At 66.8% G+C, this 15,340-nt stretch carries 16 protein-coding genes; 12 read left to right on the top strand and 4 right to left on the bottom strand.

Annotated elements, in window-relative coordinates; translation table 11 throughout:
- Nucleotides 1–77: 77 nt before the first annotated feature.
- Nucleotides 78–1,112: an isopenicillin N synthase family dioxygenase gene (locus tag ABFX29_RS12695; RefSeq protein WP_055243152.1), complete on the top strand. Its 1,035-nt coding sequence runs from the start codon at nucleotides 78–80 to the stop codon at nucleotides 1,110–1,112.
- 77 nt (nucleotides 1,113–1,189) lie between these two features.
- On the opposite strand, the gene ABFX29_RS12690 is transcribed toward ABFX29_RS12695, so the two are convergent.
- A complete protein-coding gene (locus ABFX29_RS12690; RefSeq protein ID WP_055243150.1) occupies nucleotides 1,190–1,984 on the bottom strand; it encodes an alpha/beta fold hydrolase in 795 nt (264 codons plus the stop codon).
- Between the two features lie 37 nt (nucleotides 1,985–2,021).
- Here ABFX29_RS12690 and ABFX29_RS12685 point away from each other — a divergent pair, with 37 nt between their 5' ends.
- Both ABFX29_RS12685 and ABFX29_RS12680 read left to right on the top strand, forming a co-directional pair.
- The gene (locus tag ABFX29_RS12685; protein WP_055243148.1) at nucleotides 2,022–2,513 is read left to right on the top strand and encodes a GNAT family N-acetyltransferase; all 492 of its coding nucleotides are present in this window, start codon (nucleotides 2,022–2,024) and stop codon (nucleotides 2,511–2,513) included.
- Nucleotides 2,514–2,623: 110 nt separating this feature from the next.
- The gene (locus ABFX29_RS12680) at nucleotides 2,624–2,911 is read left to right on the top strand and encodes a DUF1905 domain-containing protein (protein WP_055243146.1); all 288 of its coding nucleotides are present in this window, start codon (nucleotides 2,624–2,626) and stop codon (nucleotides 2,909–2,911) included.
- A gap of 40 nt (nucleotides 2,912–2,951) precedes the next feature.
- Here ABFX29_RS12680 and ABFX29_RS12675 read toward each other — a convergent pair whose 3' ends face one another.
- From ABFX29_RS12675 to ABFX29_RS12665, 3 genes are read right to left on the bottom strand one after another with little or no spacing between them, the layout of a single operon-like run.
- Nucleotides 2,952–4,175 (bottom strand): N-acetylglucosamine-6-phosphate deacetylase, encoded by a 1,224-nt coding sequence (locus tag ABFX29_RS12675; protein WP_055243144.1) that lies wholly within the window; start codon nucleotides 4,173–4,175, stop codon nucleotides 2,952–2,954.
- Between the two features lie 16 nt (nucleotides 4,176–4,191).
- Nucleotides 4,192–4,935 (bottom strand): glucosamine-6-phosphate deaminase, encoded by a 744-nt coding sequence (locus tag ABFX29_RS12670; RefSeq protein ID WP_235472151.1) that lies wholly within the window; start codon nucleotides 4,933–4,935, stop codon nucleotides 4,192–4,194.
- On the bottom strand, nucleotides 4,932–5,666 hold the full coding sequence (locus ABFX29_RS12665; RefSeq protein ID WP_152228980.1) for a FadR/GntR family transcriptional regulator: 735 nt from the start codon (nucleotides 5,664–5,666) through the stop codon (nucleotides 4,932–4,934). The genes ABFX29_RS12670 and ABFX29_RS12665 overlap by 4 nt, the downstream gene beginning before the upstream one ends.
- A 207-nt stretch (nucleotides 5,667–5,873) precedes the next feature.
- Between ABFX29_RS12665 and ABFX29_RS12660 the strand changes: the two genes are divergently transcribed.
- The 9 genes from ABFX29_RS12660 to tatA all read left to right on the top strand — a co-directional run bounded on the left by ABFX29_RS12660 (nucleotide 5,874) and on the right by tatA (nucleotide 15,329).
- Nucleotides 5,874–7,484, top strand: coding sequence for an ABC transporter substrate-binding protein (locus ABFX29_RS12660; protein ID WP_200907666.1), 1,611 nt, complete (start codon nucleotides 5,874–5,876; stop codon nucleotides 7,482–7,484).
- A 79-nt stretch (nucleotides 7,485–7,563) separates the two neighbouring features.
- On the top strand, nucleotides 7,564–8,523 hold the full coding sequence (locus ABFX29_RS12655) for an ABC transporter permease (RefSeq protein ID WP_152228981.1): 960 nt from the start codon (nucleotides 7,564–7,566) through the stop codon (nucleotides 8,521–8,523).
- 2 nt (nucleotides 8,524–8,525) lie between these two features.
- Nucleotides 8,526–10,646 (top strand): dipeptide/oligopeptide/nickel ABC transporter permease/ATP-binding protein, encoded by a 2,121-nt coding sequence (locus ABFX29_RS12650; protein WP_152228982.1) that lies wholly within the window; start codon nucleotides 8,526–8,528, stop codon nucleotides 10,644–10,646.
- Nucleotides 10,643–11,452 carry an ATP-binding cassette domain-containing protein gene (locus ABFX29_RS12645; RefSeq protein WP_152228983.1) on the top strand — a complete coding sequence of 270 codons (810 nt, stop codon included), beginning with the start codon at nucleotides 10,643–10,645 and terminating at the stop codon, nucleotides 11,450–11,452. The genes ABFX29_RS12650 and ABFX29_RS12645 overlap by 4 nt, the downstream gene beginning before the upstream one ends.
- Before the next feature lie 27 nt (nucleotides 11,453–11,479).
- Nucleotides 11,480–12,412: a dihydrodipicolinate synthase family protein gene (locus ABFX29_RS12640; protein WP_152228984.1), complete on the top strand. Its 933-nt coding sequence runs from the start codon at nucleotides 11,480–11,482 to the stop codon at nucleotides 12,410–12,412.
- 5 nt (nucleotides 12,413–12,417) lie between these two features.
- Entirely contained in the window at nucleotides 12,418–13,374 is a 957-nt protein-coding gene (locus tag ABFX29_RS12635) for an ROK family protein (protein ID WP_152228985.1), read from the top strand.
- Nucleotides 13,367–14,041, top strand: coding sequence for an N-acetylmannosamine-6-phosphate 2-epimerase (locus tag ABFX29_RS12630; protein WP_152228986.1), 675 nt, complete (start codon nucleotides 13,367–13,369; stop codon nucleotides 14,039–14,041). Before ABFX29_RS12635 ends, ABFX29_RS12630 begins: the two co-directional genes overlap by 8 nt.
- The gene (locus ABFX29_RS12625; protein ID WP_170287793.1) at nucleotides 14,038–15,024 is read left to right on the top strand and encodes an alpha/beta hydrolase; all 987 of its coding nucleotides are present in this window, start codon (nucleotides 14,038–14,040) and stop codon (nucleotides 15,022–15,024) included. Before ABFX29_RS12630 ends, ABFX29_RS12625 begins: the two co-directional genes overlap by 4 nt.
- Nucleotides 15,021–15,329, top strand: a complete 309-nt coding sequence (gene tatA / locus ABFX29_RS12620; RefSeq protein WP_152228988.1) for a Sec-independent protein translocase subunit TatA — start codon at nucleotides 15,021–15,023, stop codon at nucleotides 15,327–15,329. The genes ABFX29_RS12625 and tatA overlap by 4 nt, the downstream gene beginning before the upstream one ends.
- Nucleotides 15,330–15,340: the final 11 nt, after the last annotated feature.

The raw sequence follows: 15,340 nt of genomic DNA, 5'->3' as shown, positions 1-15,340 counted from the left end.
ACAGGTCAGAGCCGAATGACGCCATGTTGCGTAACATTTGGTTCCCAGTTGACAGGGCCCGGTGCTACGTTTCCGGAATGAGCGATAACCCCACATCGATTCCTGTCCTGGACCTCAGCACGGCCCGCAACGCGGACGGCACCTTCAACACCGAATTCATCGACAAGCTCCGCGAAGCGACCCACAAGATCGGGTTCTTCCAGCTGGTCGGCTACGGTGCAGGCGAGGAACGCGTCAAGGACCTTTTCGATGTCACCAAGCGCTTCTTCGACCTGCCGCTTGAGGACCGCCTTGAGCTGGACAACCGCAAGTCCCCGCACTTCCGCGGCTACACCCGGCTGGGCACCGAGCTGACCCAGGGGCGCCCCGATGCCCGCGAGCAGGTCGACTTCGGTCCGGAGCGCGAGCCCGTGGCCGACTACCCCGCAGACCAGCCGTACTGGCTGGTGCAGGGACCCAACCTTTTCCCGGACACCGTGCTGCCGGAACTGCGCGAGACGTCCATGGAGTGGGCCGAACTGATGAGCGAGGTCGGTGCCGAACTGCTCGCGGCCATCTCCGTTTCGCTGGAGCTGCCGGAGGACCACTTCACCGAACCGTTCGAGGGCACCCCTGCCTGGATGGCCAAGCTCATCCACTACGTGGGCGGCGTCGTGAAGGAAGCCGGCACCCAGGGTGTTGGTGCCCACGCTGACTACGGTTTTGTGACCCTGCTGCTGCAGGACGAGGTGGGCGGCCTGGAGGTCAAGCCGCACGAATCCGACGAGTTTATTCCGGTTGAGCCGATCCCCGGTGCGCTGGTCGTGAACCTGGGCGAGATGCTGGAAGTCGCCACCCAGGGCTACCTCTCCGCGACCATTCACCGTGTGCAGGCCCCGCCGCCCGGCGTCGACCGCTATGCCATTCCGTTCTTCTGGTCCCCGCGCCTGGATTCAGTCATTGATCCGGTGCAGCTGCCCCCGGCCCTGGCTGCCCAGTCCCGCGGCATCTCTGATGACCCGCAGAACCCGATGCTGGCTTCCTACGGCGCCAATGTCCTGAAGGGCTGGCTCCGCGCCCACCCGCAGGTGGCTGCCATCCACCACCCGGAACTGGTTCCGGCCAAGAAGTAGCAAAACGTACGACGGCGGCCCGGCGGCAGGTGCTTCAGGCACCTGGCCGCCGGGCCGCTGTCATGCCCGTGTTGCGCTCACCCAACGGCGATGAAGGAGCGCAGGACGTCCGCCCACCGGTGAAACGCATCGAGGTGCGCATCGTGTGAGCCCCCGGTCAGATCCGCGCGGGAAACATCGTTTCCGGAGGCGACAAAGAGACGTTTCTCTTCCTCACTGAACATTCCGTGTTCGGCGAACACCGCCAGCACCGGAACGGTGATGCTCTGCCATTCCTCCCACCGCGGCGCCATGAGGCCGGCGAGAGTTCGTGCCATCACCTCCGCCTGGAAGCGCGGGTAGAGTCCATCTCCGCGATCCTCAAGGTCTGCTATCCACGCATCCGGCAGCGGACCCTCTCCGAGGACGGAGCGGGCGGAGTCCTTAGAAGCAAACGGGACGTTCCAGGACCGGAAGAATTTGGCCACCGATTCCGCCTCGCCGGCAGGCATACCCCCGGCACCGCACTCCAGCAACACCAGACGGCGCACCAGTTCCGGCCGGGCCGCAGCCACGAGCATCGCGGTGTGCGCTCCCATGGAATGGCCCACCAGATCGACCTCGCGGTGCCCCTCAGCCGCGACCACCCGCAGAACATCGTCCATGAACGCCTCACGCGAGGTATCAGCTGGAGTGCGGGTGCTCATCCCATGTCCGCGCTGGTCAATCAGGATGACTTCACGGCCGGACAGGGCCTGGGCGGTATCCAGCAATTCACGGCTGCTCCCCGCCAGCCCATGGAGAAGAACCACGGCAGGAGCCTCTCCGGTGAACACCATGTAGGAGATTGTGGTGCCGTCACTGCTGGCAATGTGGCGGGAACTCGTTGGCATCTGACCATCCTAGGAGCACGACCGATAGAGTTCCGGCATGCTCCGGTTGATCACGCCCACCGCAGACCTGCACGGTTCTTGGCTGGAAGCACATGGGGAGTGGGGACCAGGCCTGCACGAGGATGGCTTCGGCATCGCCCCCGGTGATGAGGTGATCTCCCCTTCGGGATTTACGGCATGGCTGGCACGTCTCACTGCGGATAGTCAGTGCAGCTACCGGTGGATCATCGATGGCCCGCAGGTACTCGGAGGCATCGCACTGCGGCACTCAGGACACCCGTTGATCTCAAGGGCGGGGCACATCGGATACGGAATCAGACCATCTGCCCGCGGACGGGGTGTGGCCACCTGGGCGGTTGGCCGGATACTCAGGGAAGCTCAAGGGCTGGGACTGGATCATGTCCTGGCCACCTGCTTGTCCGGCAACACGGCATCACAGCGGACCCTAGAAGCGAACGGGGCAGTCCTGGACGGGTTGTCAGGAGACGGAGCTGTCCTGCTCTACCGGATCGATGCCTCGGGCAAATAACCGCGCGGCCCAGACAGCCATCGGCAAACCTCCTCCCGTTCCTCTACCCACCCGAACCCGATAGGGTGAACGGACCGGCAGCGACGCCGGACCTCAAGAGGAGAACACGCATGGCGACAGTCCCGGGCCCGCTAGACCACACCTTCACCGCCCCGATCGGAGTGAAGGTCAAAGGAGATGTCTGGTCCTGTGTGGAAATGCCGGGATCGGCCGAGTTCTTCGGGACCGGAAAGACCGTGAAGGTCGCAGCCACCGTAGACAACGAACCTGTGCGCGGCGGCCTTATGCCCACCGGACAGGGCGGTCACATGCTTTCGATCAGCGCCAAGCTGCGCAAAAAGCTGGGCAAGGACATCGGAGACACGGTCACCGTCCGCCTCACCGAGCGGCTCAGCTAACCGCCGGGATGTCCGCCGGGGCTAGGAAAGCCAGCGGCGGCTAGGAAAGCCAGCTGCCCCGGCGCATCACCCGAACAGGTACCAGCGCCTGATCCAGCACGATCAGATCAGCGGAAGCTCCGGGAACCAGCGACCCCAGCTCCTGCCCGCGGCCCAGCACTCCGGCCGGCACGGGAGCGGCAGAGATGACGGCGTCCGCCAGGGGAACCCCGGCGCCCACGGAGTTCCGGACCAGGTCCACCATCGCCGCAGTTCCGCCGGCAATCGAGCCCGTGGATACCAGCCGGGCTACGCCGTCCTGGACCAGGACTTCGGCCGGACCCAGCCGGTACTGTCCGTCAGCCAGGCCGGCTGCTGCCATCGAATCGGTAACCAGGGCGATGTTTCCGGCCCCGAGGAGATCGAACATGGTCGCCACCAGGTAGGGGTCCAGGTGCGTGTTGTCCGCGATGAGCTCGACGGCGGCGTTGCCCGCCTTGGCAGCGCGCAGGCAGGCCGAAACGGCCCCGGGTGCCCGGTGGTGCATCGGATCCATTCCATTGAACAGGTGCGTGACCGTGGGCCGGGCACCGGACTGCCCGGATGCGGCAAGCAGCTGCCGCGCCCTGACCAGGGATTCGTGCGCCTGTTCGGCCGTGCAGGCGGTATGCCCCAGGGAAGGGGTCACGCCGTGCCCGGCAAGCAGTTCCACCAGGGCGTCCGCGCCGGGAAGCTCCGGCGCATAGGTCATGGTGCGCAGCCAGCCACGCCCGGCCCGAATCAATGCCTCCGCAAGCTCAAGGTCCGGCGCAAGCAGCCAGCGCGGATCCTGGGCCCCGCAGCGGACTTCAGACAGGAACGGACCTTCCAAATGGATGCCCGCTATCAGGCCCTCCTCGGCCAGCCCGGCGAGCAGCGCCACCTGCCGCAGCAGGACTTCAGGTTCATCGGTGACCAGGCTCGCCATCAGAGTGGTGCTTCCGGCAGCGTGCAGCCTGGCAACTGCACCGCGGATCGCTGCGGCGTCCGCGCGGGAAAAGTCGACGCCGAAGGCTCCGTGGCAGTGCAGGTCCACCAGCCCCGGAACCATGACCTGCCCCGGAGCGAGATCCACGACGTCGTCTGCCGGAGCAGGTGCCAGACCGCCGGAGGGACCTGCATAGGTGACCACGCCGCCGTCGAGCACCACTGCGGCATCCGGAAGCAGCGTCTCGAGAACTGCGGCACCCCGGAGCACCAGGCGTGGGTGGTCGGCGGAGGACGGGACAGGATTCGTGACCGTCATATGGATGGCCCTTCGGCTAGAGGAGGGATGCGGCTGCTGCGTCGGCCAGGACCGTGACCCGGCCGTGCAGCTGCAGGACGGACGCGGGACACTCCGGGCTCACGGGCCCGTGCAGTGCTGCGCGCAGCGCAGGGGCTTTGTCTTCCCCCTGGGCGATGAGCAGCAGCTGCCCGGCTTCGAGAATGGTGCCCAGGCCCTGGGTCAGGCAGCGGGTCGGCACACTGTCGAGGGAGTCGAAGAACCGCTGGTTGGCACGTCGGGTGTCCTCGGTCAGTACTTCTACCCTGGTGCGGGAGTCCAGTGCCCCGCCCGGTTCATTGAACGCCAGGTGGCCGTTGCGTCCGATGCCCAGGATCTGCAGGTCGATCCCCCCGGCTGCCGCGATCCTGCGCTCGTAATCGTCACAGGCGGCCTGGAGGTCCTCCCGATGGGGGTCCGGAAGGTGCACGGTCTTCGGGTCCAGCCCCAGGGGCCCGATAATCTCCCGCCGCAGCACCTCGGCGTAACTTTCCGGGTGCCCCGGGGGCAGCCCCACATACTCATCCAGCGCAAACCAGGCGGCACGGGTAAAGTCCGCGCCGCTGGCCGACAGCGCATCGTAGAGCGGAGAAGGCGATGATCCGGTGGCAACGCCTATGACCGGATCCCGGCGCGCGTTCAGCGCAGCCAGCACCAGCACTGCGGCGGCCGGGCCTATGTCCTGGGGTTCCAGGTTCCGCACCAGTGGAGCGGCGGGACGGTTCACGGTGCCGGCCCTCACGCGTCACGCAGTTTCGCCAGCTGGGCACGGATACCGTCAAAGTGCCGGCGGAGCCGCTCAGAGGCCAGTTCCTTGTCCCCCGCCTTGACCGCTTCCAGGATTCCCCGGTGCACGGCGGCGTTCTCCTGCAGGTTGACCAGCGGATCTCCGCCGAGCTCCAGATGGATCTTGCGGTAGACCTGCCAGAAGACAGACATCAGGTTTGAGAGCAGTTCGTTGCCCAGGGGCTCGAAAAGTTGGTAGTGGTAGCGCTCATCCACCTCGGTGAAGGTCTTTCCATCGGCGGCCGCGGCTTCCATTTCCTGGACCGTAGCTTCAATCTCCTCCAGGTGCTCAGGAGTCCAGAGGTCCATGGCTTCGCCGATGAGGCCTGCCTCCAGCGCCTGCCGCACGTCCACCAGCTGGAGTGCTTCCTTGCCCTCGTGCCGAAGCGAGAGCCGCCCCCGGAACGTCAGGCCGTCTGCCAGCGCATCGAAGTTGGCCGGGGCAACGAACATCCCGAAACCGTGCCGGATCTCCACCACTCCCAGGGCCTGCAGGACCTTGAGCGCTTCACGCAGCGTATTCCTGCCGATTCCCAGTGCCGCGGCCAGCTCCGCCTCGGTGGGAAGGGCATCTCCCGCCTTGAGGTCGCGCTCCAGGATGAGTTCCATGATTTCAGCCTGCAGGGCCCTCGAGCGGTTCTGGGCACTGAACCGCGCCGGCGGCAGTGAAGCATGAGGCAGGCTCATAAGTCCTCCTGGGAAGGCGAATAGACGGGCTATGGAATAAAACTTAGCCGATAGCACCACAGGTTATAGGATGTCCTATCTTTAGGACAGAGTTGCAAAAGAGAGTCTTGAGATCGCTTGACGTTCTTATGTGAGGAACCTTACAGTTCTCGGAACAAGCATCGGACATCCTACGTCCGATAAGTGACATGGATGGCGAGGCAACAGATGAACAATTCTCTTGAAACCAGCGGCCTGCTGAACGATTCAAGCCGCCGCAATTTCCTCAAGCTGGCTGGCGTCATGGGTGCCGCCGCCGCTTTCGCAGGCACGATTTCTGCCTGCAGCCCCGGCGGAAGCCCCGCTCCGGCCGGCACCGCTGCCGCAGCCGAGGGCACCGGTTCCATCGAAGCCGGTATCTCCTACCAGCTCTCCACCGGCTTCGACCCGATGATTTCCACGGGTGCAACACCGCAGGCGGCGAACCTGCACATCTTCGAGGGCCTGACCGAACTGCACCCTGCCACCCGCGAACCGTACCTCGCCCTGGCGGCAGCAGAGCCGGCGAAGATCGATGACACCACCTGGGAAGTGAAGCTCCGCGACGGCGCGAAGTTCCACAACGGGGATCCGGTAACCACCGAGGACGTTGTCTTCTCCTTCGAGCGCGTGCTGGATCCGGCGAACAAGTCACTCTTCGCAGGATTCATCCCCTTCATTGACACGGTGAGCGCCAAGGATGACACCACCGTCGAGTTCAAGCTGAAGTACCCGTTCCCCGGATTCAGCCCGCGCATCTCGGTCATCAAGATCGTCCCGAAGTCAGTGGTCACCGCCGACCCCGCCGGCTTCGACCTGAAGCCGGTCGGTTCCGGCCCGTACAGCCTGGTTTCCGCCGTCAAGGAAGACCGGATCGTCTTCAAGAAGTTCGACGACTACAACGGCAAGTACCCGGCCCGGGTTGCTGACATGACGTGGCTGCTCCTGGCCGACCCGGCCGCCCGCGTGGCCTCCGTTCCTTCCCGCACCCAGGTGATCGAGGATGTTCCCTACCTGGACGTGGACCAGCTGGCGACCAAGGTTGAGGTTGAATCCGTCCAGTCCTTCGGCCTGCTGTTCCTGATGTTCAACTGCGCCAAGTTCACCGACAAGCGCGTCCGGCAGGCCCTGCACTACGCAATCGACACCGAAGCCGTCATCACCAAGGCCCTGCTGGGCAATGCTTCCGCAGCCACCTCCTACTTCCAGAAGGGCCACCCCTCCTACAGCGAAGCCGCGGCCGTCTACGGCTACGACGCCGAGAAGGCCAAGTCGCTGCTCAAGGAAGCCGGGATGGAGAACATCACTATCACCCTGACCTCCACCGACACCGGCTGGGTGACCCGCGTGGTGCCGCTGATCAAGGAATACTGGGACGCCATCGGCGTCAGCACCACCCTGGAAATCCTCCAGTCCGCTGCCGTCTACGCACCCGAAAAGGTGGGCGGAAAGAACTTCGACGTGCTCTGCGCCCCGGGCGACCCCTCGGTCTTCGGCAACGACGGCGACATCCTGCTCAGCTGGTTCTACCGCGGGGCCACCTGGATGGAGAACCGCGCGGGCTGGAACACCACGCCTGAGTACGCCGATGTCCAGGCGAAGCTGGACGAGGCCGTGAAGCTGGACCCGGAGAAAGCCAAGGCCATCCACGCCGACGTAGTGGACGTTGTTTCGGAAGAGGTTCCGCTCTACCCGCTGTTCCACCGCAAGCTGCCCACCGCGTGGGACGCCAATGCCCTGGACGGGTTCGCGCCGCTGCCCACTACCGGCGTCTCCTTCGTCGGCGTCGGCCGAAAGTAACTGCTGGAGACAGCACATCCTCGGCGGGGTGCCTCCCGGGCGCCCCGCCTGCTTTATTCCCCCGCATTGGAGTGCTTGAGTGACAATGTTTATCCGCCTGCTAGGGCGCCGGCTTGCTGTCCTGCCGATCATGCTCCTGGGCGTCACGGTGATGGTCTTCGTTGTGCTGTCCGTGATCCCCGCCGACCGTGCCACCGCCGTCCTGGGTGAAAACGCCACCGAAGACGCCAAGGACGCCTGGCGTGAGGAACGCGGGCTCAACGAATCCCTGGTGGTCCAGTTCTTCCGCTACCTGGGCGGCGTGATCCGCCTCGACTTCGGGGTCACCAACCCGCCGGAAGAATCCGTCGCCACCAAGATCGCCTCGGCGTTCCCGGTGACCCTGCAGCTCACCTTCCTGGGCATCCTGCTCGCCGTGGTGCTGGCCCTGACGCTCGGCATCACCGCCGCCCTGTACCGCGACCGCTGGCCGGACCAGGCCATCCGCATCTTCTCCATCGCGGCGATCGCCACCCCGTCCTTCTGGCTCGCCATTCTGCTGATCCAGTGGTTCGCCCTGCCCGAAGGTTCCATCTTCCCCACCGGCGGCCTGGCCTGGGCAGACGAGTACGGTTTCGTCGGCTGGCTCTACTCCATGGCCCTGCCTGCCCTGGCGCTGGGCATTCCGGTCTCCGCCTCCCTGATCCGGGTGGTGCGCACCTCCATGGTGGAGGAACTGGACCGTGATTACGTCCGCACCGCCATCGGAAACGGCGTGCCCTACCGCACCGTGGTCGCTCGCAACGTGCTCCGCAATGCCCTGGTCACCCCGGTTACCGTGCTGGGACTGCGCGTGGGTTACCTGCTCGGCGGCGCCGTCGTCATCGAAAAAATCTTCAGCCTCAACGGCATGGGCGACCTGATCGTGGTGGGCCTGACGACGTCGGACACCAACCTCGTGCAGGGCGCGGTGCTCACCATCGCCGTCGCTTTCGTCCTGGTCAACATCGTGGTTGACCTGCTCTACCTGGCCATCAACCCCCGAATCCGGACGGTGTAACCATGCGCAACTCACTGGCCGAGCGGCTCAGCAATACCGGAGCCCGCTTTACTTCCCTGAACCTCAGTTCCAAACTGGCGCTGGGCTTCCTGGGCTTCATTGTCCTGGTGGCCATCGTCGGGCCGTTCTTCGCACCCTTCGGGGAGAACGAATCCAGCGCACCCGTGCTCCCGCCCGGCGGCGAACACCTCTTCGGTACCGACGGGTCCAGCTATGACGTGTTCTCCCGCCTGCTGTACGGCGCCCGCGTTTCAATCGCGATCGGCCTTGGCGCCGTTGCCCTGGCCCTGGTCCTCGGCTCGATCCTGGGTGCCATCGCCGCGACCTCCCGCAAAGCCGTCAGCGAGACGGTGATGCGCATCCTGGACATTCTGATGGCCTTCCCCGGCATCGCACTGGCAGCTGCCCTGCTGTTCGCGCTGCGGGACCACTCGCTGAACCTGTTCGGCTCCACCGTTCCGGTGCTGATCCTGGCGATCGCCATTGTCTACACGCCGCAGCTGGCCCGCGTGGTCCGCGCCAACGTGCTCGCCCAGTACGGCGAGGACTACGTCCGTGCCGAACGCGTGATCGGCGCCGGCCGCACCTACATCCTGCTCAAGCACATTGCCCGCAACTGCGCCGCCCCGGTGCTGGTCTTCGCCACCGTGATGGTCGCCGACGCGATCATCCTGGAAGCGTCGCTCTCGTTCCTGGGTGCAGGCGTGCAGCAGCCCGCAGCCTCCTGGGGCAACGTCATGGCCGACGGCCGCAATGTGGTCTTCAGCGGTGCCTGGTGGCCCACCACCTTCGGCGGCATCACCATCCTGCTGACCGTGCTGGCTCTGAACATCCTGGCCGAGGGCCTTACAGACGCCATGGTCAACCCGCGCAGCCGCAAGCCGCGCGCGCAGGCTCCCGCTGCTGTCGGCGCCGTTGCCACCCCCGCCCAGCCTTCCACCCTGGACGCTGCCGGCACCTCGCTGACGGAGCACGACGGCGCCGCACCGGATTCCGGCGCCGGCGCACCGTCCGTGGGCGCGAACGTCCACAAACCCGGCTCGCTCGAAGCCCTCGCTGTGGAGCTGGACCGGCTTGCCGCCGTCGAGGCTTCCCGCACGGACCGCCTGCCCGCCGTGGCAGCGGATGCGCCGGTAATCCTGGAAGTGAAGGACCTCTCCATCCGTTTCCCGGAACGCTACGGCGACACCGCCATTGTGGACCGGGTCAGCTTCACCGTCCGCGAAGGCGAGACCATGGGCCTGGTCGGCGAATCCGGCTGCGGCAAGTCCATCACGTCGCTTGCCATCATGGGCCTGCTCCCCCGCACCGCGCAGCTCAGCGGTTCCATCCGGTTCAACGGCAAGGAGCTGCTCACCAACGTTCCGAAGGAACGCGACCGGCTCTACAAGGGCCTGCGCGGCGAGCAGATCGCCATGGTCTACCAGGACGCCCTCAGCTCCCTGAACCCGTCCATGCTCATCAAGGACCAGATGGCCCAGCTCACCCGCCGCGGCGGCCGCAAGAGCCCCCGCGAACTGCTGGAACTGGTGAAGCTGGACCCGGACCGCACGCTCAAGAGCTACCCGCATGAGCTCTCCGGCGGCCAGCGCCAGCGCGTGCTCATTGCCATGGCGCTCTCCCGTTCGCCGAAGATCGTGGTGGCGGATGAACCGACAACAGCGCTGGATGTGACCGTGCAGAAACAGGTGGTGGACCTGCTGAACGAACTGCGTGAGCAGCTTGGCTTCGCCATGGTGTTCGTCAGCCACGACCTGGCGCTGGTGGCGTCCCTGGCGCACCGCGTCACGGTGATGTACGCCGGGCAGGTGGTTGAATCCGGCGACGTCTCGGACCTGCTGCAGGACCCCCGGCACGAATACACCCGCGGCCTGCTCGGTGCGGTGCTCTCCATCGAGGCCGGCGCCGAACGCCTGCACCAGATCCAGGGCACTGTTCCCTCGCCCCGGGATTTCGCGGCGGGCGACAGGTTCGCTGAACGTTCGCTGCGGCCCGACGCCGATCCGAACCAGGTCCTTGAATTCGTCCAGGTTGGGGACAGCACGCACTACTGGGCCAGCCACGAAACCGCCGGTTCACAGGACCTGGTGGAATCCGGCACAAGCACAAGGCAGGAAGCATGAGCACGGAAAACAGCACCGCCCCCGTCCTGGAGCTGAAGGGCATCAAGGTCCATCACCGGGCCCGCACCGGCTCGCTGTTCCGCCCGAACATCGTCAAGGCCGTGGACGGGGTGGACTTCACCGTGCGCCGCGGGGAAACCGTGGGCATCGTGGGTGAATCCGGCTGCGGCAAGTCCACCCTGGCCTCCGTGCTGGTGGGCCTGCAGGAGCCCACGGCAGGTGAAGTACTGTTCAACGGCCAGAAGGTCAGCACGCGGGCCTCCTCTTCGAAGAAGACCTTCGGCCGCGCCGTCGGCGTCGTCTTCCAGGACCCGGCCACTGCGCTGAACCCGCGCATGACCATCCAGGACATCCTTACCGATCCGCTGCAGGTCCACGGCATCGGCACCCAGGCGTCCCGCACGGCCCGGGTCAAGGAGCTGCTCAGCCTGGTCGGGCTGCCGCAGTCCGCCGCGGAGGTCACCCCGCACCAGGTGTCCGGCGGGCAGCGGCAGCGCGTCGCGATCGCCCGGGCCCTGGCCCTGGATCCGTCCGTGATCGTGGCCGATGAACCGACGTCGGCCCTGGACGTTTCGGTCCGCGCGCAGGTGCTGAACCTGCTCTCAGACCTGAAGCGGGAACTCAACCTGGGCATGGTTTTCATTTCCCATGACATCCAGACCGTCCGCTACGTCTCCGACCGCATCTGCGTCATGTACTACGGACGGATCGTCGAGGAGGGCCCGGCCGCCGAGGTCTTTGACCGGCCCACCAACGACTACACCAAGAGCCTGCTCGGCGCGGCTCCCAGCCTTTTGCACGTCTAGAACTAGAACCAAGCACTGGAGAACCACTTGTCACACGCATCCAAGCCCAGCTTCCACGGCGTCATCCCGCCGGTCGTCACGCCCCGCACGGCGGACGGCGCCGTTGACACGGCGTCGCTGGAAAAGCTGACCAAATACCTGCTCGACGGCGGCGTCACCGGGCTTTTTATCCTCGGTTCCTCCGGTGAGGTCCCCTACCTCACCAACGACGAGCGGGACACGGTCATCCGCACAGTGGCCGGCGTCAACGCGGGTGAAGTCCCCGTGATCGCCGGTGCCTGCGAGCAGACCACGGCCCGCACCATCGAGGAAGGTCGCCGCCTGGTGGGCCTGGGCGCAGACGCCATCGTGGCGACGTCGCAGTTCTACGCCATCTCCGACATGGCCGAAACCGACACCCACTTCCGCTCCCTGCATGCCGCGCTGGACGTGCCGCTGTTCGCCTACGACGTTCCCGTCCGCACCCATTACAAGCTGCCGCTGCCGCTGCTGGTGCAGCTGGCCCAGGACGGCGTGCTGGCCGGTGTGAAGGACTCCTCCGGCGACGACGTTTCCTTCCGCCAGCTGCTGCTGGCGACCCGCGGCCTGCCGGACTTCGCCGTCTTCACCGGCCACGAGGTAGTGGTGGACGGCGCCCTGCTGGGCGGCGCCGCCGGCGTGGTGCCGGGCCTGGGCAACGTGGACCCGGCCGGCTACGCGGCCCTTTACTCAGCCGCGAAGGCCGGTGACTTTGCCGAGGCCGCACGGGTCCAGGACCGCCTCGCCGGGCTCTTCGACATTGTTTACACGCCCACCCCCGGCCGGGTCTCCCCCGGTGCGGCCGGGCTGGGTGCGTTCAAGACCGCCCTGATGCTGCTGGGCGTCATCGAAACCAACGTGATGTCCGCGCCCATGACATCGCTGAACGAGTCCGAGACCGCGGCCATCCGCGGCATCCTCGAACGCAGCGGGCTACTCTGATTCCCATGCGGCACGTTCTCGGGATCGATCTGGGCGGCACCAAAACGGCAGGCGGAATCCTCGACGCCGGCGGGAACGTGGTGTTCTCCTCCGCGGTACCGACGCCGTCGCGGGCCGGTGCGGGCAAGGTACTGCAGGCCGCCGCCGCGCTGGTGACGTCGCTGCAGGCAGAGGCTGAAAGCCGCGGGCTGCACGTGGACGCACTCGGCGTCGGCTCGGCCGGCGTGATCGACTCAGCCCGCGGCGTCGTGCTCTCTGCCACGGATTCAATCCGCGGCTGGGCCGGGACCGCCCTGGCTGCCGAGCTCACTGTACGCACCGGCCTGCCCGCCACGGCCCTGAACGATGTTCACGCCCATGCCCTGGGTGAGAGCTGGCTAGGCGCCGGTGCCGGCGTTCCCAGTGTCCTGTTTATGGGCATGGGCACCGGCGTTGGCGGCAGCTACGTGCTGAACGGACAGCCGCTGGAAGGCGCATCCTTCGCCGCCGGGCATACCGGGCACCTCGCCTCGCCGTTCGCCGTCGAGTCTGGGCAGCCGCTGCCCTGCAGCTGCGGCGGCGCCGGGCACGTGGAGGCTGTCGCGTCCGGCCCGGGCATCTTCGCGCTGTACACCCGCCTCGGCGGCAGCACCGCCGTGGACACCCGCGGCGTCTATGCCTTGGCGGCCGACGGCGACCCGGCGGCTGCCGAAGCTCTGCGCCGCGGGGCAGCGGCGGCCGGTTCTGCGATCGGCGGGCTGGCCAACGTCCTGGATCCACACATCGTGGTGGTCGGCGGCGGCCTGGCCTTTGCCGGTCCGCTCTGGTGGGACACCATGGAAAACCAGGCCCGGGCCGAGCTGCTGCCTCCGCTGGCCGGCCTCAGGATCGTTCCCGCCCAGCTCGGCACCACCGCCGCCATCCGCGGCGCTGCCCGCCGTGCCCTGACGCTGATCCCCGCAACCGAAGGCTCCCATGCTTAATCTCGAAACCCTCCGCAGCTCCCTGATCGTTTCCTGCCAGGCCTACCCCGGCGAACCGATGCGGGACCCGCGAACCACCGCACAGGTGGCCCAGTCCGCCGTGATCGGCGGTGCCGCTGCGGTGCGGGTCCAGGGCCTCAGCGACATCGCCCGGGTGCGTTCCGCCGTCGAAGTTCCGGTGATCGGGCTGTGGAAGGACGGGCACGACGGCGTCTTCATCACTCCCACCCTGCACCACGCCCTGGCCTGCGCCGGGGCCGGGGCGCACATTGTGGCCCTGGACGGCACCCGGAGGGAACGTCCGGACGGTCTGACCCTGGCGCAGACCGTTGCCGGAGTGCACGAGGGCTCCCCCGCGCTGGTCATGGCCGACTGCGGATCGGCGGCCGACGCCGTCGCTGCCGCCGAAGCGGGTGCGGACATTCTCGGCACCACCTTGGCCGGGTACACCGGCGAACGGCCCAAAACCGATGGCCCGGACCTTGAACTGCTCGCCGAGATCGCGTCCCTGGATCTGGGGCTGCCGCTGGTTGCCGAAGGCCGTATCCATACCCCCGCACAGGGGCGGGCCGCGATGGACGCGGGAGCGTTCGCCGTCGTCGTGGGCACTGCCATTACCCATCCGGCAACGATTACCGGTTGGTTCGCGGACGCGCTGGCACCGTGAAGTCTTTACGGGAGCGGACTTTCCACGAACGGGTGGATCCGGAGCTGCTGCCCGGGCTCGCGTTTTCAGAGGAGCATCCGCCGCCGGTGTCACTGGCCGAACTTGCGGGCTTCCGGGCGCACGCGGAGGCGCCGGCCGCCGCCGTCGTTGATTCCGGTGTGCAGCTTCGCGACTATGCTGCGCATGGCGTGGCAGTTCGTGTCTTTACGCCTCCCGGCCCCGGCCCGCACCCTGCCGTCTACTGGATCCACGGCGGCGGGATGATCGCCGGCAGCGCCGAGCTGGATACGGCCTACTGTTCCTCCCTCGCGCTCCGCACCGGAACCGTGGTGGCCGCGGTGGATTACCGCCTTGCCCCTGAACATCCCTATCCGGCTCCGCTGGAGGATGTGCTCGCCGGGCTGCGCTGGCTGTTCGCCGCCGCCGGGGAGCTGAACGTGGATCCAGGGCGCATCGCCGTCGCCGGTTCCAGCGCTGGCGGCGGACTGGCCGCCGGGCTGGCTCTGCTGAACCGGGACCAGGACCGGCTGCCCGTGGCGTTCCTGTACCTGATGTACCCCATGCTGGATCCGGCTCACACCTCCGCTTCCGCCCGCGAGTTCACCGGCATCCCCACGTGGAACCGGACCCACAGCGAGTTCGCGTGGAGCTGCTATCTGGGCGGGGCTGATCCGGTGCCGCCATACGCGGCGCCCGCCCTGGCTGAGGATGTTTCCGGGCTGCCGCCGGTGCTGATCCAGACAGCAGAGCTGGACCTGTTCCGTGACGAGGACATTGCGTTCGCGGCCCGGCTGCTGCAGGCCGGCGTCCGCACTGAACTGCATGTCTATCCGGGCGCCTATCACGGCTTCGAGCTGAACTGCCCGGACTCAGCCGTGGGCGCCCAGTGCCTGCTGGACCGTAACCGTGCCCTGATCCGGGCGCTGCACGGCACATCCATCGATTTTCCGCTGACCACCGCTACGAAAGGCACCTGCTCATGAGGCTTGAAGGCTGGCACATTGTCATCATCGTCGTCATTGCGATTCTTCTCTTCGGCGCTCCCAAGCTCCCCGGCCTGGCGCGCAGTGTTGGCCAGTCGCTGCGGATCTTCAAGTCCGAAGTCCGGCAGCTGAAGGAGGACGATGTTCCGGCCAAGCCGGCGACCGACCCGGTGACCGGTGCCGTGATCCCTCCGGTTCCGCCGGCTCCTGTTCCGGCCCCGACTGCCCCTGCGGCGCCTCCCGCGGCGCCCGCCTCCCATCGAGAGGACAGTTACGGCTCGTATGAGGCGCCAAAAGAGCCCTAACTGTCCTCTCG

Source organism: Arthrobacter gandavensis, assembly GCF_039528575.1.
In the GTDB taxonomy this organism is placed as follows: domain Bacteria; phylum Actinomycetota; class Actinomycetes; order Actinomycetales; family Micrococcaceae; genus Arthrobacter_B; species Arthrobacter_B citreus_B.
This window is presented reverse-complemented; position numbering and strand designations above follow the sequence as displayed.